The 17,727-nt window shown below is 61.0% G+C and carries 15 protein-coding genes; 5 read left to right on the forward strand and 10 right to left on the reverse strand.

Annotation, left to right across the window (positions count from 1 at the left end; translation table 11 throughout):
- Positions 1 to 11: 11 nt before the first annotated feature.
- The 6 genes from U1H99_RS10810 to U1H99_RS10835 all read right to left on the reverse strand — a co-directional run bounded on the left by U1H99_RS10810 (position 12) and on the right by U1H99_RS10835 (position 9,492).
- Positions 12 to 518, reverse strand: a complete 507-nt coding sequence (locus U1H99_RS10810) for a hypothetical protein (RefSeq protein WP_323141731.1) — start codon at positions 516 to 518, stop codon at positions 12 to 14.
- Positions 511 to 2,832 carry a hypothetical protein gene (locus tag U1H99_RS10815; protein ID WP_323141732.1) on the reverse strand — a complete coding sequence of 774 codons (2,322 nt, stop codon included), beginning with the start codon at positions 2,830 to 2,832 and terminating at the stop codon, positions 511 to 513. The genes U1H99_RS10810 and U1H99_RS10815 overlap by 8 nt, the downstream gene beginning before the upstream one ends.
- Positions 2,829 to 4,382, reverse strand: a complete 1,554-nt coding sequence (locus U1H99_RS10820; protein ID WP_323141733.1) for a tyrosine-type recombinase/integrase — start codon at positions 4,380 to 4,382, stop codon at positions 2,829 to 2,831. The genes U1H99_RS10815 and U1H99_RS10820 overlap by 4 nt, the downstream gene beginning before the upstream one ends.
- Positions 4,383 to 5,495: a tyrosine-type recombinase/integrase gene (locus U1H99_RS10825; RefSeq protein WP_323141734.1), complete on the reverse strand. Its 1,113-nt coding sequence runs from the start codon at positions 5,493 to 5,495 to the stop codon at positions 4,383 to 4,385.
- Between the two features lie 289 nt (positions 5,496 to 5,784).
- The gene (locus tag U1H99_RS10830) at positions 5,785 to 6,948 is read right to left on the reverse strand and encodes a tyrosine-type recombinase/integrase (RefSeq protein WP_323141735.1); all 1,164 of its coding nucleotides are present in this window, start codon (positions 6,946 to 6,948) and stop codon (positions 5,785 to 5,787) included.
- A gap of 237 nt (positions 6,949 to 7,185) precedes the next feature.
- Entirely contained in the window at positions 7,186 to 9,492 is a 2,307-nt protein-coding gene (locus U1H99_RS10835; RefSeq protein WP_323141736.1) for a TonB-dependent receptor, read from the reverse strand.
- 219 nt (positions 9,493 to 9,711) lie between these two features.
- Here U1H99_RS10835 and U1H99_RS10840 point away from each other — a divergent pair, with 219 nt between their 5' ends.
- Together U1H99_RS10840 and U1H99_RS10845 are read left to right on the forward strand one after the other, a co-directional pair.
- Positions 9,712 to 9,990: a hypothetical protein gene (locus U1H99_RS10840; protein WP_323141737.1), complete on the forward strand. Its 279-nt coding sequence runs from the start codon at positions 9,712 to 9,714 to the stop codon at positions 9,988 to 9,990.
- A 22-nt stretch (positions 9,991 to 10,012) separates the two neighbouring features.
- Complete coding sequence (locus U1H99_RS10845; RefSeq protein ID WP_323141738.1) at positions 10,013 to 10,411, forward strand: hypothetical protein; 399 nt, start codon at positions 10,013 to 10,015, stop codon at positions 10,409 to 10,411.
- 10 nt (positions 10,412 to 10,421) lie between these two features.
- Here U1H99_RS10845 and U1H99_RS10850 read toward each other — a convergent pair whose 3' ends face one another.
- The 4 genes from U1H99_RS10850 to U1H99_RS10865 all read right to left on the reverse strand — a co-directional run bounded on the left by U1H99_RS10850 (position 10,422) and on the right by U1H99_RS10865 (position 13,399).
- Positions 10,422 to 10,757: a four-helix bundle copper-binding protein gene (locus U1H99_RS10850; RefSeq protein ID WP_323141739.1), complete on the reverse strand. Its 336-nt coding sequence runs from the start codon at positions 10,755 to 10,757 to the stop codon at positions 10,422 to 10,424.
- Positions 10,758 to 10,865: 108 nt separating this feature from the next.
- Positions 10,866 to 12,188 (reverse strand): Xaa-Pro dipeptidase, encoded by a 1,323-nt coding sequence (locus U1H99_RS10855; protein ID WP_323141740.1) that lies wholly within the window; start codon positions 12,186 to 12,188, stop codon positions 10,866 to 10,868.
- Positions 12,185 to 12,799: a nicotinamide riboside transporter PnuC gene (gene pnuC / locus U1H99_RS10860; RefSeq protein ID WP_323141741.1), complete on the reverse strand. Its 615-nt coding sequence runs from the start codon at positions 12,797 to 12,799 to the stop codon at positions 12,185 to 12,187. The genes U1H99_RS10855 and pnuC overlap by 4 nt, the downstream gene beginning before the upstream one ends.
- Positions 12,800 to 12,901: 102 nt before the next feature.
- Positions 12,902 to 13,399 (reverse strand): pyridoxamine 5'-phosphate oxidase family protein, encoded by a 498-nt coding sequence (locus tag U1H99_RS10865; RefSeq protein ID WP_323141742.1) that lies wholly within the window; start codon positions 13,397 to 13,399, stop codon positions 12,902 to 12,904.
- A 447-nt stretch (positions 13,400 to 13,846) separates the two neighbouring features.
- Here U1H99_RS10865 and U1H99_RS10870 point away from each other — a divergent pair, with 447 nt between their 5' ends.
- The 3 genes from U1H99_RS10870 (at position 13,847) to U1H99_RS10880 (ending at position 17,703) form a co-directional block, all read left to right on the forward strand.
- The gene (locus U1H99_RS10870) at positions 13,847 to 15,064 is read left to right on the forward strand and encodes a TIGR03088 family PEP-CTERM/XrtA system glycosyltransferase (RefSeq protein ID WP_323141743.1); all 1,218 of its coding nucleotides are present in this window, start codon (positions 13,847 to 13,849) and stop codon (positions 15,062 to 15,064) included.
- 96 nt (positions 15,065 to 15,160) lie between these two features.
- Positions 15,161 to 16,789 carry an L-aspartate oxidase gene (nadB, locus tag U1H99_RS10875; RefSeq protein ID WP_323141744.1) on the forward strand — a complete coding sequence of 543 codons (1,629 nt, stop codon included), beginning with the start codon at positions 15,161 to 15,163 and terminating at the stop codon, positions 16,787 to 16,789.
- A complete protein-coding gene (locus U1H99_RS10880) occupies positions 16,789 to 17,703 on the forward strand; it encodes a DMT family transporter (RefSeq protein WP_323141745.1) in 915 nt (304 codons plus the stop codon). The genes nadB and U1H99_RS10880 overlap by 1 nt, the downstream gene beginning before the upstream one ends.
- Positions 17,704 to 17,727: the final 24 nt, after the last annotated feature.

A 17,727-nucleotide genomic window follows, 5' to 3' on the forward strand; every position in this document is an offset into this window, starting at 1 on the left:
GCAAATTGCTCTTATTCAATGTTGGTCCCGCCTTTGACTTCGCTCAACGGTACGGGAGTCGGGGTCAATGGGCGAACAGTAGAGTTCGGCAGTGCCCCCAGTGCGCCAAGGCTGTCTCTCACAGAACTATAGTCGTTATAAAACTTACTCCACTTGCTAAATCCGCCTAGTTCACCGACTGCGCGCAGCATAGCAACATGTGAAGCCGTCAAGAGCTGGACTGCCGCCTCTAGCTCGGCGATGCGCGCATCTTTCGCGGCCAGCGCAACACATTGTTCTGTCCCGGACATGCGGGAAACCCGGCCGCTCCACCGACGATACATGTTCTGCTGCTCTCGGTACTTTGAAAGCAAAGCCATACGCGCTGGGTGCCGCGTGATCGAAGAAGCCGCAGCGAGCGATGGGTGAAGTCGCGCAACTGCTCGTGCCGTGATGTCTGCATCCTCCGCAAGCAACTGTTCAAGAATTTTTACCATCGCATTGTCTGCAAATGTTTCGTTATTTTCTGCTTTAGTCATCGATTATTCCGGGTAAATCGGCATGCGAAAGGTCCACGCCATTAGGGAATGCTGCCTTGCCCGCCGGCGTAGCCAATAATGTTTGCACGCCGTTAAGCCGCTGCTCGGCATGCTCAAGTTGGTTCCGCCAACCTGTGCTGTTGGAGGGCCGTGCTTTAATGGTCTCGATCGCGCCCTTGAGCTTTCCTTCGAGGCGGATAAGGTTCGATCGATTCTCGGGCAGGTCAGTCGCCGAAAGGTGGCGACAGCCAGAAAAACATTCAAGATGTTTGGGGCAGGGGTCGACTGTGAATGAGTTTAGACAGTGACCGTAAGGAGTGGCGTGGAAACCGTCAGCCTCTGCGCGCAGGAATTCATAGGCAGCAGCGTCACCTTGGCGCCGCTGGATCTGGCGGAAGGAGTCAACAATCGGACCGTTGGCCTTCCCAGTGGCGATCATCTTCGCAACCGTGGTTGCTTTTTCACCCAGCATGATTTCCAGATCGTCATCGATCTCGATTTGATAAAGTTCTTCCGCCAGGCTACGGTGGTCATACTCATAACTCTGAGCCACGCTCCGTCGGTTGTATCGCTTAGAGATAATTGTGTCGGCCACTCCTAGACGAAACAACTCCGTGTTTTGTAAGTGACGCAGCGAATGCGCCTCGATCTTCAAGGCGCGGTCCTCGTCCGTCTGGCCATACCGTTCGAAAATCGAAGACGCTGATTTGTGTCCACCAAGCGATAATGCAACGAACGTCGGATCGGGACGATTCACCGAAATATAGCGGGTAATATCACACAACCCATCGTTGCGTTCTTCTGCGAGGGATCGTTTCGGATGGAGAAACAAGAATTCCCACGGTTGGACTGCTCCGGTCGCCAATGGCATTGGATCCAAATCCGATGTTTTTGAGGGCGTTGCCGTCCTGATGAAGTCCTCTAACTCCCCAATGCACAGGTATGTTTCTCGCCAGTTCATTCGACTCCCGCCAGCAATAGACGCACCATTCGCTGAACGGAAGCGAAGTGCATACTCGCCACTATCAATTTGCTTTTGGAGTCGGTTGCCGAACATATAAAGTGCCATATCGAGCTTACCGTTCTGGTTCCGATAGGTTTCAAACTGGAAGCGGTGAAGCTTTTCCAATACACCGAAGTCAAAATCCTCCCGGTATCGGTCAATTAAAGGCTGACGGTCCATGTCGAGCCAAAATGGATTGCCTGTAACCTGGGAATACAAATCGGTCAAGGGAATGACATCGCTGGCCTTGTACCATGGAAGAATGCGCCCGGTTTCGCACTGCAATTTGAGAGTGTTACGGAGCGGCTGCGTAAGACGGGCGATCCGATCAAGCGACTCCGTAAGAATTTCACGAAACATCTCAGGGACGGATTGCGTGTTTTCCCGCAGGACCGCGCTATCCGACTCTTCTATTTGTTGCTTTTCAGCGAAGTGGCGTAGCATTAAGGAGGAGGATATTCCTCCAGCCTCTCCTGCAGGGCGACCTCTTTTGTCCAGGTAGGTACGTTCACGTTTCCAGTCGAACGGAAGCAACGCTGCCTCACCAACACGCAACCCAGTAATAATGATCGTGCGGATCGCAGCAAAGCGCAGCTCGTCCATAAACGTACTCGGCTTTTCCGTCATAGAGATTCGCACCAATTCCCAAAAAGCGCGCCTTTCCGGCAGTCGCTCGGCCCGCTTCCGCTGTTCAAGGCTATCTCGCAACTCTTCTTTGGACATCGTGTGTTTTGACCTCACACTACGAACCGGTATCCGGGCGATTCCGAGCATGGGGTAAATTTGTCCTACATCGCAAATATGGTGTTGGTCAAATACGATCTTAGCCAAACCGACGACTAAATCCGCGAGCTTGCCAGAAGCTTGGATGTCCTTGGCAACGCTAATGGCAAACCTTAGGTCGTCCAATTGCAAAGCCCACGGCTCATTTTCAGTGCAACTAGCGACAACGCGCAAAGGGCGAAGAATGCTTTGGATAACGTAACCAGTCGTGTTTCGCTTAAAAAATAATTGAACAGCCACCGCAGCCTTAATGAAATCTTGCCAGGCGATTGAGAGTGGTTTTCGGATAAAAGGCTGGAGATTGTCTATGGCTCGCTGCTTGTTTACTATCGCCAGTACCTTTTGCTCTGTGCCGAGGTCGCGCAGATAATGATTTGGTGGCGGAACGTCACCGGCAGCCGCAGTAAGATTCCACCCAATCCCGTCCTCGGCAGAGCCTGTGTCGTCCAATGTAATGTCCCAGTCGAGTCCTTTGGACTTAACCAAGTCCCGCCCAAGATCAATAAAAGCAGCAAATGTTTGACTCATTCTGGACTCGTTTCCAGTTCTTCAATGACGTTTTGGATTTCTGCAATGGTTCGCTGCAATTGCAAGTACGCGGGCGAGCGTACGTCACCCCGCGAGCTTTGATCAAAAAACAGCACGACTTCGCGCATGTCAGCAAGCACCTGCTGATGGATTTCTCGATTATGAAGTGGCATGAAGCGCCGGCAGCCATAGCACGATGCGACGGGGTTATAAGGGCAGGAGGGTTGACCGGACGAGCAGCCCCCAATCCCCGCGATTGGAATTCCATGAGGGACACCCGCAATCTGTCGCTCACCTTTAAGCTCAGACAACTCCTCGGATGATATGAACCGGTCATGGGCAATTTTGGCGACACGGCGATACACTTCGGACGCCCCAAGCGCTCGGTTGACACGCTCGGCATGAGACGCGGCGGTAGCGAAGTACACCAAGCCAGTGTTGACTTGGGAGTGTCCCATAAACTCTGCAAGTTCTTCGTGGCTCGCACCGGCGTCAACGAGGCGTTGCGCAGCCGTATGGCGGAGGTCAGTTAGCGTTCCACGTCCATCCGATTCAAGCAGTTTACGCACGAGTGACGAGATTCTCTTTCCAACCTCATCCGTGGACTGGACTGAAAAGAACTTGGCATTTGCATCGGCACCACGAGCCTCAAGTTTCGATTTTAAATAGACGAACAACGGCGTCCATTCAACCTTCACCCGTCGCGGCAACTGTTTTCGCTTCGTATCGCTGCGCTGTTTGGCCATGTGAAACGTTAAGTGAACGGACTTATTCGTCTTATCGTCTTCCGACCAGATTCTCACATTGCCAAAAGTAAGCATCGCTATCTGAATTCGGCGCATGCCGAACTGGTACGAACACAGCAGCATCGCTGCGTCGACAATTTTTTCGTGGCTAAGAGTCGCTTCGCCAAGCGTCGTAAGTTCCGCCACCATATCATCTAAGTAGCGAACAAGTATAGCTTCCTCGTCTACAGATAAGAAAACATCTCCTGAGCGGACGCTTGCGTATTTGTCCTTTGCTGGTAGGGGCAGGGCGTTCTTCAAATACGTTTGGTATTCATCAGACCAGCCGTAAAGGCGGAGAGAGCACAGTAATTGCAGAATATATTTTGCGCATTTGTAGGTGCCTTCGTGCAAATCGCGGGCGCGTAAAGTTTTCCATACTCGGGCAATTCCAGTTGGACCCGCATTAACTAGCGCTGCGATATCCGCAGAATCTAAATGCTGTGCAGCTGATACATATCCGGCAGCAGTGCTGGCGATTACGTCCTGTGCCAAAATATACAAGAAGACATGTTTAAGGATAAAAGAGCAATCGTTTTCAAATCTCGCAAAATTTACGTGTATCTTCTTCCCGTACGCTGAAATTGGAAATATCCCCAAAGCTGCAGGATTCCGAATTGATCGAATCGTATCGTAGAACTCATCATAGTAACGAATAGCCGGCGGAAGCGCAGGCAATAAACGGCATAGTTCACGTAAGATGCTCGGGGTCGACGAATCATTCTGAAATAAATCCCGTTGTGTCAACACTGCGTATTCACTCATTTAGTGTTCTTTCGGTAAAGCGCGCAGCAGTGCTACGCGGTCGTCGAATGCGCTATTCCAGACCGTTGCCAGTCTGTCTTCGAACACGGCTCGGGCATAACGTGAAGGCATAGCAGAGGTCTTTGCCCAGCCAAAGAACGTGCGCAGCTGTTGGAGCGCTTCATCCATTGGATTATTGTGCTCTAAGAGCTGATGAAGCCGCATGACCGCACAGGTGTGGCGGAGATCATGAGGAGTGACGGAGTCCTTGCCCGTCCGACTCTTAAGTTCCGCTAAGGCGGACTGGGGCATTTCACTTGAGATTTGTGCGAAAGCTTTTGTAATTGCTTCAGTTGACAATGGCAAATTTGACTGTGAATTAAGTAAAAATGAGTGCTTTGGGCGCCCCCGAAAATTTTGGGTGTATGTGTCCAGAATGCCAACGATGGCCTCGCTAATCGGAATTTGACGGTACGAAGCCGCCGTTTTGATTCCTGGCCTTGAGTAGCGAGGATCAGTGGCAGCGTCCTCGTAAGGATTTTCCTGTACGTTTAGCCAATAGCGATCTCTGTTCGCTTTACGGTCAAATCCGCTCTTAACAGTATCCGCTGGTAGCAGGAGGACTTCGCCGCGACGTAGTCCTTGGTGAAGCATCAAGATGAACGCAACATATATTCGCCACCGCGTCCGTTCCCTCGGAAACGGATTGGTCTGGGATTCCGGATCAACTATCTGATACAGGGATTCGACCGTGCTAGCGGGCAGGGATCGTACAGCTTCGACTGGCTTCCGGCGATACACGTGGAACTGGCGATACAGCGAGGAAAGACGATGAAGTCGACCTTCAATGTTATGTAGTCGCGCGCTGGCGTCGCTCCGTGATATCCATCCTACGACTGACGACACAAACGTAATTCCGGTATCCCATCGTTGTTGGTCAGCCTCAGTAGTGGTTGGCTGGTTACGGAGTGATACGAACCAGGATTCTAGGATCGACCCGAGGGCGTCGTCATCGAAGCGGCCCAACGCATCATCGAGTGCATTCGGGCCAAAGCATTGGTCCGCATATCGATAAAGATCCTCAATGTGGCGCAGCTTCTTGCTGTGCGTAGATTCGGCAAGCTGTCCGGTCATTAGAGTTGACCAGATGGTTGCCCAGTAACGTGGCAAACCTCTGCTGTCGACTAGAAGCGGACTGCGGAGGTTCGGAGGGGTGTCTTGACCGTGAAGCTGGAAAAACATCTGACGTGTGGATAGGTATCTTGGCAACACTGAAAGATACCATTTACACAGCCGATGTTGCAAACCGTCATCAGGACTGGCACGTTTGGCGCAACACCCTGTAAACTACCAGTCATTCGCATAATCTATATTATGTCAAATACGTGTTATGAAAAGGCGTCGCAACGCCCTCGGAGCAGTCCTACATGATCCCTTTTCCACTCGCCGACCCGATGATCTCGTCATAACGCTCGTTATCGGTCTTGTGCAGATACGCCGCCGTCGTCGCGATATTCGCGTGCCCGGCCGTGTCCTGCAGCGTCTTCAGCTGCACCCCATTATTCGCATGGTTGGTCAGCATGCTGTGGCGCAGCCAGTGCGCCGACGCCTGGCGCAGCGTCGCTGCGGTGTCGCCGTCGCCCTGGGCATCGGCGGCGCGCGCGGCGTCGGCGAACAGCGCCTTGATCGCTTCCGACGCCGCCTCGTCCGTGATGCGCGCCAGTTCACGCGAGCGGCTCGACAGGACCAGCGGCGTGCGGTCGGTGCGGCTGCTTTGCGGCAGGAGTTCGAAGGCCTGGCGGTAGTCGCGGAAGGCTTCCAGCATGTCGGGCGGCACCGGCAGGCGGCGCGGTTTATTTCCCTTGCCGGTGACGTCGAGCCACCAGCGGCCGTTGCCTTCGGTGTAGATCGAGCCCATCGACGCGCTGACGATCTCGTTCAGGCGGGCGCCAGTGTGGGCAAAGGCCACCAGCAGGAAGCGGTCGCGCGCGCGGCGCCGGAACGCCGCCGGGGTGTCGGCCGGACGGCTGGACACGGTCTGCAGGGCCAGTGCGATCGCACCCTGGGTCAGGTAGCGCGTGATCCGGCTGGCCGACGGCGCCCGCACGTTGCGCACCAGTGCGCCCGGATTGCGCCGCAAATAGCCGGTCTGTTCGGCAAAGCCCATCAGGCCCTTCACCGCGATCATGGCCTGGCGCCGGCTGGGATCGGACAGCGGCCCGGTGAATGGCCGGTACTGCGGATGGCTGCGCGGCCATTTGGTGGTCGACACCCATTCCGGCGGCGGATTCTTGAGGAATTCCTTGTAGCTGTTCAGGTCGGCGACGTTCAGCTGCACCAGGGTTTTCTTCGCTTCCTCGCGGCACCAGGTCAGGAAGCGGAACAGTTCCTTTTGCGTGTTCTGGATCGATTTCGCACTCAGCTCGCCGTGGGCGATGAATTCGCGCGCCAGCTCGATGTCGGTGGTGGCTTCGGTGATGGCATCGTCGGCCAGGCGGTACATCTTGACGTGCATGCGCCCGCTCTCTCCGGTGCTGATCTCTTCCGGTCGGGACGGACCCAGGTCGATGGGGGTAAAGTCTGGCATACGGTGCTTGTGAATACGGTTTGACGGGCTGGCAGGGCTGTATCTATGTACAGTATAGCATTCGAGCCCTTCCAATATTGAACTCGACAATACATTTGGTAATGTCGAGTTAATCACTGCATGAGAACCTGAGATCTTTGTTGTCTAGCCTGCTTTGCACCGCACTGTTGGATCATAAAACCTCCCGTGGACGGACTCCACGGGAGTGCGGCTGGATTATGAAACGACGTCAAGCTTTCAGAAGTTCACCTTGAACTGCACGCCAAGCGTACGCGGTTCGTTCAAGATGCCGGTCAGGTTGTCGAAGTCGATCGCGCCGACGACCTGCACGCGGTCGGTGATGTTGCGTGCGAACGCCGCCACTTCGTATTTCCCGTCGCTCCATTTGTAGCCGATGCGTGCCCCGCCCTCCACCAGGGAGCGCGCCTTGTATTCCTTGGCCTCGTACAGGAACATGTTGTAGGTGCTTCGGTAAGCCCAATCGGTGGACGCGGAGAAGACACCGTTTCCGACCGGCGTGCTGTAGAACAGGGAAAAATTCCCCTGCCACTTCGGGGCGCGCGGCAGCGGATTGCCATCGATGCGCACGGTGCCGGGGAATGGCCCCGCCGCATTCGTCACCGTACAGCCAGCGCGTCCACCGGTATTCGCAAAGTTGCCGCATTGCTGGACGAACAGCGACGCATCCTTGATCTCGGTGTCGTTGTAGCTCGCGCCGACCGTCATGCGTAGGGCATCGCTCAACACTGCCTGGAGGTCGAGTTCGACCCCCTGCCCTGTCACCTTGTCGGCATTGATCAGCTGGTTCATGTTGACCACGCCGCTGCCCGCGGTCAGCTGCTTGTCCTTGACCCGGTATTGAAACACGCTGGCCGACACGCGTGCGCGGCGGTCGAACAGTTCTTCCTTGATGCCGGCTTCGAACGACAGGGCTTTCTCGGCGCCGGCGAACGACGGCCGGTCGGCCAGGCCGTTCAGGCGGCCCTGCATCGACGGTGCGCGGTAGCCGGTGGCGATGCGGCCAAACAGGTTGGTGTCCCTGTCGAGCGCATAGGTGCCGCTCAGGTCCCAGCTGACGTTGCTCGAATCGTTATTGATGACGAACGGACCGGCCGTGGTGGCTTCCACGCGCTTGGCCGAAAAGTCCTTCGAATCGCTGGTGTAGCGCAGGCCGGCACGCAGCTTGAGCTTCTCGCTGACGGTGTAGTTCAGCGAGCCGAACGCTGCCCACGATTTGGTCGACTGGTCTTGCGTCGCGTAGAACGGATTTTGCGGATTGCCGGGTGCGAGCGAATCGAAGCTGATGCTGTCGATGCGGATGTCTTCATTGAAGAAGAACAAGCCGCCGATCCACTGCAGCGGCCCTGGCGTGTTGGACTCGGCACGGAATTCCTGGGTCAGCTGCCTGTGGTTGGGCAGCACGTCGGCGGTCTCGACGACGAAGGGAATGTAGCCCGGCCCCGTCGGCTGGGCGTACACCGCGCCGTATCCGCCGTCGACGTCGGCGCGGCTGTAGAATGCCGCCGTTTCGTAGCCGGTGATGGAGTGCAGCGTGACCTGGTCGAGATTCCAGCGCAGGCGCAGGTTCGCGCCGTGGGTGCGCAGGGTCTGCTTGTTGATGCCGTCGGTCGGGTAGGAGCCGTAATCGAATCCATCCACCAGGTCGCTGGTGCCTTGCTTGATGATATTGGCGCGGAACAGCGTCGCGTTGTTGTCGAGGTCGCGGGCATGCACGTTCAGCAGCGCGCTGAAGGCCTTGTTCGGCTGGAACAGCAGCTGGAGGCGGCCGGCGTTGTCGTGATAGCCTTCCAGGTCACGCGTCCCGGTCGGACGCGGATTGTGCACCCGGTCGTCGCGGTTCTGCGACTGTAGCGATACGCGCGCGGCAACGGTCTCGCCCAGCGGGAGATTGAAGACGCCCTCGGCATTCTTGGCGCCGTAGTTGCCGGCCCCGATGGTCAAGTAACCTTCGGTCTTGAACACCGGGCGCGCCGAATCGAACTTGATGACCCCGGCGGGCGAATTACGGCCGAACAGCGTGCCCTGGGGGCCGCGCAGGACTTCGATCCGTTCCGTGTCGAAGACCGGGAAGCCTTTCAGCATCGGGCTCTCCTGCACGATATCGTCGACGACCAGACCGACCGGTTGCGATGCATTCAGGTCGAAGTCGGTGTTGCCCTGGCCGCGAATATAGAAACGCGGGAACGAGCGTCCATAGTCGGACTCGACACTGAGGCTGGGTGCACGTCCGGACAGGAAGCGGATGTCCTGGCCGCCGGCAGTCAAGGTGTCCAGCCGGTCGCCACTGACGGCCGTGATCGACATCGGCACCTCACGGATGTTCTCAGCCCGGCGCTGGGCAGTGACGATCACCACATCCAGGCGCTGCGTGCCTTGCACGGCATTCGCCTGCGCGGCAGGGGCGCTTTCCGGCGCGACGCTTTCTTGTGCCCAGGCGGTATGCATCGGGAAGGCGCCGACGATGGCTAGACACACGAGACTACGGCGGCCTGCGCGCGGCAGGGACATCTGGATTCGCTTCATTCTTTTCCTTGCGCGTTCTTGTAAAGACGCAAGTTTAATATTTTGATATGCGCTCTCCAAGGAAAAGTTGGCGCGGTGATGCTTTTTTGCGAATTTGAACAAGCTATCCCGCCTGCGCGCATTCCCTTCTCCGCCCGCCCGCGTTTCAACCGTGTTTGCACCCATCGCTGACGTACGGGACAATGAGCGAAACGACAACGTCATCCGAAAGGAGCATCGATGAGCATTACAGTCAAGAACACGACGCCGGACACCACCAGGGTCACCCTGTTCGGCGAACTGCAGGACGGCACCTTCGACGCCAAGGTCATGGGCGAAACCGACGTGCCCTACTCCCGTTACTGGGACAACGAGGTCGAGCAGCGCATGGTCTATATCGAGCCGGACGCCGACCAGCTGAAGGCGATCCTGGCCGCGCTCAACGAGCGCCGCCTGACCATGGAGCAACTGGTCGAGTTCGGCAGCGCCGGCGGCGGCACCTCGGACATTCCGGTTTGACTATTCATATGGAGGACGCATCATGAGCGGTACGAACAGCACAACCCCAGGCGCCAGCCATACCTCCAGCGACGGCGAGTCGGTCACGATCGGCGTCGGTAACCCGACCAGCGGCGAGGAAGGCGCTACCCTCACCCACGAAACCATGCAGGAAACCGGCGGCAGCGGCGGCGACGCCCTGACCAAGCCGAGGGACGTGGAAACGGCACCGCCGGACCCGGTATCGTCCGAGGCCGCGCAGCGCCAGCAGGCTGACACCGCTCCGGCGCCGGAAGCTGCCGGCAGCGATGCCACCGCGATCGGGCGCGGCTACCAGGACACGCGCAGCAGCCAGGCCGGACGCGGCGAAACCGGCCTGGGTACGCCGGAAACCGGCGGCAACCAGGACGAAAGCGACCTGCCGCCACCGCGCAAGAACTGAACTAGCCCGATCAGGCCGCCTGCGCCATGCGCAGGCAGGCGTCGGCGCATGCGCGACAGGCCTTGGCACAGGCCTGGCAGTGGTCCATCTGGTGCTTGCCGCATTCCTCGGCGCAGGCGGTGCAGACTTCGGCGCACAGGCGGCACAACTGCTGCGCAAAGTCGCTGCCGCGCGCCATGAAGCCGGCGGCAGTGCGGCAGATCTGAGCGCAATCCATGTCGTGGGCGATGCAGCCCGCCATCATTTTCACGTCGTCTTCCTGCAGGCAGGAGGCGGCGCAATAGTCGCAGGCGGTAGCACAGGCATAACAGGCGTCGATACAGGCTTTCAAGGGGTCTTGCAGCATCTTACTCTCCATAGCGGCTCCAAAACCCCAGCTTAGCATGCAAGCATTTGTCCAAATGCGACGTTAGGCCGGAGAAACACGGGGCTGTCGGAACGGCCCCGCCGGCGCTTACTTCTGCGGGGCCGCCTTGACGACCGCCCCGCCCTTCATCACGAAGGTCACGCGCGTCAGCTCGGCCGGATCCTGCAAGGGATCGCCGCCGACCGCGATCAGGTCCGCATACTTGCCGGGGCTGACCGAACCTATGCGGTCTTTCCAGCCCAGCAGGTCGGCACCATTGATGGTGGCGGCCTGGATCGCCTGCATCGGCGTCATGCCGTACTTGACCATGTAGTAAAACTGGCGCGCATTGTCGCCGTGCGGGTAGACGCCGGCATCGGTGCCGAACGCCATCTTCACGCCGGCGCGGAAGGCTTTCTGGAAGTTCTCGCGCTGGACCCGGCCAACCATCTTTTCCTTTTCCAGCGATTCCGGCAGCATGCCGGCCTTGGCGCCTTCCTGCAGGATGTAGTCGTCGTTGTAGATGTCCATCACCACGTAAGTGCCCTTTTCGCGCGCCAGGCGGATGCCTTCGTCGTCGATCAGGCTGCCGTGTTCGACCGAGTCGACGCCGGCCAGGATCGCATCGCGGATGCTGCTGGCGCCATGCGCGTGGGCCGCCACCTTGCGGCCCAGTTTATGGGCTTCCTCGACGATCGCGCGCATTTCCTCCAGCGTCAACTGCTGGGCGCCGGCTTCGTCGCCCTTCGAGAGCACGCCGCCCGAGGCACAGATCTTGATGGTGTCGGCGCCGTACTTGGCCATCTCGCGCACCTTGGCGCGTGCCTGCCACGGTCCGTCGGCGACGCCGTTCTCGGTGTAGTGGTAGTCGGCCGGCAGCAGGTTGTTGTCGCAATGACCGCCGCGGATGCCGATCGCGTAGCCGGCCACGCGCATGCGCGGCCCGGTGATCTCGCTGTCGTTGATGGCGTCGCGCAGCGCAATGTCACCGAAGCCGCCGGCGCCGACGTTGCGCACCGTGGTGAAGCCGGCGTCGAGCGTCAGCTTCGCCGCGTGCACGCCGTACATGGCGGCGCGGATGTCGGACACGCCCAGCGACTGGTAGCCGTGCAGTTTCGGGTCGCCGGTCAGGTGGACGTGGGCGTCGATCAGGCCGGGCAGCACGGTCGCGTGTGACAGGTCGATGCGCTCGGCGCCGGCCGGCACCAGCACGTTGGCGGCCGGGCCGACGGCGGTGATGCGTTGGCCGCTGATCAGGATGACCTGGTCGGCCAGCACCTTGCCGGCGACGACGTCGACCAGTTTGCCGGCGCGCACGGCGACCACGTGTTCCGCTGGGGCTGCAGGGGTGGCCGGGCTCTGGGCACCGGCGGGCATGGACGCGACAGCGCCGAGGGCGGCCAGCATGGCCGCGAGGATGTTGACTTTCATGGACGCGAACTTTCGATGGTGTCGATGGACGGAGAAACCTGGCGATCGGTGGCGGCCTGCAGCGCCAGCCGCCGCCAGTTGCGCCACGAGACCACGGCGTTCAGCCAGAAGCCGGCGTACAGGACCGCGGTCAGATACAGGCCGCGGCTGGCATACAGCGGCACGGCGATGGTATTCACGAGCAGCCAGAAGCCCCAGTTCTCGACGCGGCGCCGCATCATCAGCACCTGGGCGATGATCGAGAACACCAGCACGGTGGAATCGGGGAACGGCGCGAAGGCGTCGGTATGGAAATGCAGCAGCGCGCCGTAGGCGACGGTGCCGGCGATGCCGAGCACGGCGGTGCCGAGCAGGCTGGCGCGGCTGGCATGGGTGATCGGCAGCGGCTTGCCGCGCGCGCCGCGCACCCAGGCCCACCAGCCGTAGAAGCTGGTGGCGACGAAGAACACCTGCAGCGCCACGTCGGCGTACAAGCGGTTTTCGGAGAACAGCGCGCCGAACAGCGCGCAGCCGATGATGCCGGTCCACCAGGTATGGACGCTGTTGCGGCCGGCCAGCACGATGGCAAGGGCGGTAAATATGTTGGCCGCGATCTCGAGCGGTCCGATCATCCTGCCCTGCCCCTGCTCAGCTTCATCGATGCCCCTTATTCAAGAAGCATGTACTGTACGCCAGCCGCGCTGTTCCTTGCAAGTAAGTAATAAACCTGGAACTTAGAGCTTGATCGTCGTGTGCTCGCTGTCGAGGTCGGGTTTCTGGCCGGTGATCGCGGCCTTGGCCATCGCGAACAGTTGCACCATCTTGCTGTCGTGGTTGTCCCAATACTCGGCCGAGTGCGGATCGACACGGACCAGCACGGCGTGCTCGTCGTCCGGACCGGCCGGGAACCAGGCTTGGGCGCCGGCATTCCACTTGCTGCGAATGAGTTCGCGATCCACCACGCGTTCGGCGGTGCCGCTGATCGAGACGTACAGGCTGTCTTTCGGTTCGGCGAAGGCCAGGTTGACCAGCGGACGGTGGGCGATGCAATTCCACAGGCCGGTCAGCGTCGAGGTGAAGAACCAGATGCCGCCATCCTTGTCGACCTCTTCCTTGGTCATCGGCTGGCTGAGCAGGTGGCCGTGCTCGTCCTGCCAGGTGAACATCGGGAAGCGGACGTCCGCGATCTTGGAGGTCAGGGCGGCGACTTTATCGCTGTCATGGGTGCTCATAGTGTGTCCTTGTCATATATGGTCGAGCTGTCATTGTGCGCACAATCAGATGCCGCGTCCGTGCGGCGGCGAACCATGGCGCGAATGGCACGGTATGTCCTGATCCGCAGCCTGCAAACAGCTGTGCGATCGCCCTATCGAAGCAATTTTTGAGACGAGTCAACGGTCTCGGAGAGCGGGAAAAATGCCGGACGGCAGCGCAATATAATGGAGCCATGCGCCAGATTGCCGTGCGCATCGCCGCCGCCAAACGAGCATGGAGCAGCCCCCACATGATCCGCCCCGACCGCCATGCAAGCACAGCCACGGCAAGCGCGCGCCATTCCCTGCGCCGGCCCCCGTACACCTGCCGCACGTCCTGTACCGCAGGCTGACGGATGAAACATGGGCGCCAATCATCCTGCCGGGATTCCCATGTCCGCAACGGGCGGACCTGCACGACTCGTCGTGCACCTCGTGGAAGGCCTGGACAGTGCCGATCTCGAGAACGGCCTGCTCAACCTGATCCGGCACCTGCCGCCCGAGCGCTACCGCCACGCCATCGTCTGCCTGCATGACCGCGGCGACTACCAGGCCGGGATCCGCGAGCACGGCGTCGACGTCGTCAACCTGAACAAGGCCGAGGGCCGCGATCCGCTGCACTACCTGCGCATGTTCCGCGTGCTGCGCCGCCTGCAGCCCGACCTGATCCACACCCGCAACCGGTCCGGCCTCAAAGCGCAGATCATTGCCGCCCTCGCCGGGGTGCCGCTGCGGGTACATGCCGAGCACGGGCGCCAGCGAGGGGATTCCGCCGGCACCGCCATGCCGGAGCGCAGCCGCAGGCGCTTGCCGGGCTTGCTGCTGCGGCGGCTGCTGTGTCCCTTCATCGACCATTTCATCGCCGTCAGCAGCGACCTCGAGCAGTGGCTGGTGGAGTCCGTCGGTGCCGAGCCGGCCCGCGTGTCGCAGATCGCGAACGGGGTCGATAGCGTCCAGTTCCACCCGCGCCTGGGCCCGGCCGCGGCGGTGGGTCCGCCCGGCTTCATGCACGACAATGCCTTCGTCATCGGCAGCGTCGGCCGCATGGACGATACCGCCAATCATGCGACACTGGTCGGAGCCTTCCTGCGCCTGATCGCTTCGCCACACCCCGCCCATGCGCGGCTGCGCCTGCTGATCGTCGGCGACGGTCCCGCGCGCGCGGCGTGCCAGGCCCTGCTCAATCGCGCCGGCGCCGCCCAGCGTGCCTGGCTGCCGGGCACCCGCGCCGACCTGGCCCAGCTGATGCGGGCGATGGACCTGTTCGTGCTGCCCTCGCTGGCCGAAGACCGCTCGAACGCGATCCTGGAAGCGATGGCGAGCGGCCTGCCGGTGGTGGCCACCGCGGTTGGCGGCAATACCGAGCTGGTGCACCCGGGCTTTACCGGCATCCTGGTGCCGCCGATGGCGCCCGAACTGCTGGCCTCGGCAATAGCCGACTACTGCCGCATCCCTGAAATGGCCGTACGCCATGGTGCGCGCGCGCGCAGCCAGGTCATCGCGCGCCACAGCATGCCGGCCATGGCACGCGACTACCTGGCGGTGTACGATACCCTGATCGATACGCTGACCCACCGTCTCGACGCCGGCGCCAGGCCGGCAGCGCCCGGCTTCGACGCCCCCGATGGCGGCCGCGAGTCGTGAGGCGGTGTCCAAGCTCCACCGAATCGTCTATAGTGATGCCTCCTTACAATTAACGTATTGGCCACGCCGACACCCGTGCGGGCCTACACCAGAGACATGAAATTTGATGTAGCAATCGTCGGCAGCGGCCTGGCCGGCCTGTCGGTGGCCCTGCACCTGGCCCAAACGCGCAAGGTCGCGATCATCTCCAAGCGCGCACTGCTGGACGGCGCCAGCAACTGGGCCCAGGGCGGCATCGCCGCCGTGCTCGATTCCGGCGATAGCCACGACCAGCATATCGCCGACACCCTGGTCGCTGGCGCCGGCCTGTGCGACGAGACGGCCACCCGTTACATCGTCGAGCACGGCCGCGAAGCGATCGAATGGCTGATCGAGCAAGGCGTGCCGTTTACCCGCGATGAGACGGCCGAGCTCGGGTTCCACCTGACCCGCGAAGGCGGCCACAGCCAGCGCCGCATCATCCATGCCGCCGACGCCACCGGCCACGCCGTGCAGGTGACGCTGGAACAGAAGGTGCGCGCGCATCCGAACATCACACTGTTCGAGCATCACTGCGCGATCGATGTCATCACCTCGGATAAGTTGACCCCGACCGGCGTACACAGCGGTGCGCCGGCGCTGGTGGGCCAGCCGCGCTGCCATGGACTCTACGTACAGGACGAGGCCAACGGCAAGGTGCTGACCTTCGAAGCCGAGCACACCGTGCTGGCCACCGGCGGCGCCGGCAAGGTCTATTTATATACGACCAACCCGGACACCGCCACCGGCGACGGCATCGCCATGGCCTGGCGCGCCGGCTGCCGCGTGTCGAACATGGAGTTCATCCAGTTCCACCCGACCTGCCTGTACCACCCCTACGCGAAATCCTTCCTGATCAGCGAAGCGGTGCGCGGCGAAGGCGGCCTGCTGAAACTGCCGCCGGAGGCGGGCGCGGCCGGCGGCACCCGTTTCATGCCGGCCCATGACGAGCGCGGCGAACTGGCCCCGCGCGACGTGGTGGCGCGCGCCATCGACTTCGAGATGAAGAAGCGCGGCCTCGATTACGTGCACCTCGACATCACCCACCAGCCGGCGGAGTTCATCCAGGAACATTTCCCGACCATTTATGCGCGCTGCCTGGAGCTGGGCATCGACATCACCAAGGAACCGATCCCGGTGGTGCCGGCGGTGCACTTTACCTGCGGCGGCGTGGTGACCGACATGGCCGGCCGTACCGACATCCCAGGCTTGTACGCGGTCGGCGAGACCGCCTATACCGGCCTGCACGGCGCCAACCGCCTGGCCAGCAACTCGCTGCTGGAATGCCTAGTCGTCGGCCGCGCCTGCGCGCACCAGATCGCCGCCACCCCGCCGCTGGAGTCGCCGCAGCTGCCGCCGTGGGACGAGAGCCGCGTCACCAATGCCGACGAAGAAGTCGTCATCGCCCACAACTGGGACGAGCTGCGCCGCTTCATGTGGAATTACGTCGGCATCGTACGTACCACCAAGCGCCTGGAACGCGCCCAGCACCGCATCAAGCTGCTGAAGGAAGAGATCGACGAGTACTACCGCAACTTCCGCGTCACCAACGACCTGCTCGAACTGCGCAACCTGGTCGAAGTCGCCGGCCTGATCGTGCGCAGCGCGCTGTCGCGCCATGAAAGCCGCGGCCTGCACTATTCGCGCGACTATCCGGACACGCTGCCCAAGGCCTTGCCGAGCGTCCTGACCCCGCGCAGGCACTGATGACGGCGCCGCACAATACCCAGAAGCTGAGCCCGTCGACGATCCTGCTGCTGAGCGTCCCACCATTGATGTGGGCCGGCAACGCCATCGTCGGCCGCCTGGTGCGCGAGGCGGTGCCGCCGATGACCCTCAACCTGCTGCGCTGGGCGATTGCCATGGCGGTGCTGGTGCCGCTCGGACGCGCCGCCTTCCGTACCGGCAGCGGCGTCCTGCTACACTGGCGCCGCTACGCGCTGCTGGGACTGCTGGGCATTGGCATGTACAACTCTCTGCAATACCTAGCGCTGCAGAGCTCGACGCCGATCAACGTCACCCTGGTCGCCTCCGGGATGCCGGTGTGGATGATGCTGGTCGGGCGCCTGTTCTTCGGCGTCGCCGTGCGCCGCTGGCAGGTGGCGGGCGCGGTGCTGTCGATCCTGGGCGTGCTGGTCGTGCTGTGCCGCGGCGACGTCCACCAGCTGCTGGGCCTGCGCCTGGTCGCGGGCGACCTGTACATGATCCTGGCGACCATTGCCTGGTCGTTCTACAGCTGGATGCTGCTGCAGTCGAAGGATGTGCCGGCCCTGCGCGGCGACTGGGCCGCCTTCCTGCTGGCCCAGGTGGCCTACGGCTTGCTGTGGTCGGGCCTGTTCAGCGGGGTCGAGTGGTCGCTCGGTGCGCATCTGATCGTGTGGAGCGGACCGGTACTGGCGGCGCTGCTGTTCGTGGCCCTGGGGCCGGCGGTGCTGGCCTATGCGCTGTGGGGCGTAGGCGTCGGCCGCGCCGGACCCAGCGTCGGCGCGTTCTTCGTCAACCTGACGCCGCTGTTCGCCGCCTTGCTGTCGTCGGCTTTCCTCGGTGAATCACCACATGCCTACCACGCCCTGGCCTTTGCGCTGATCGTCGGCGGGATCGCCGTCTCCACGCGTCGCTGATCCGTCACTCGGGCGTCATCGGTG

It is taken from the genome of Massilia phyllosphaerae (genome assembly GCF_034659755.1).
Classification (GTDB): domain Bacteria; phylum Pseudomonadota; class Gammaproteobacteria; order Burkholderiales; family Burkholderiaceae_D; genus Telluria; species Telluria phyllosphaerae.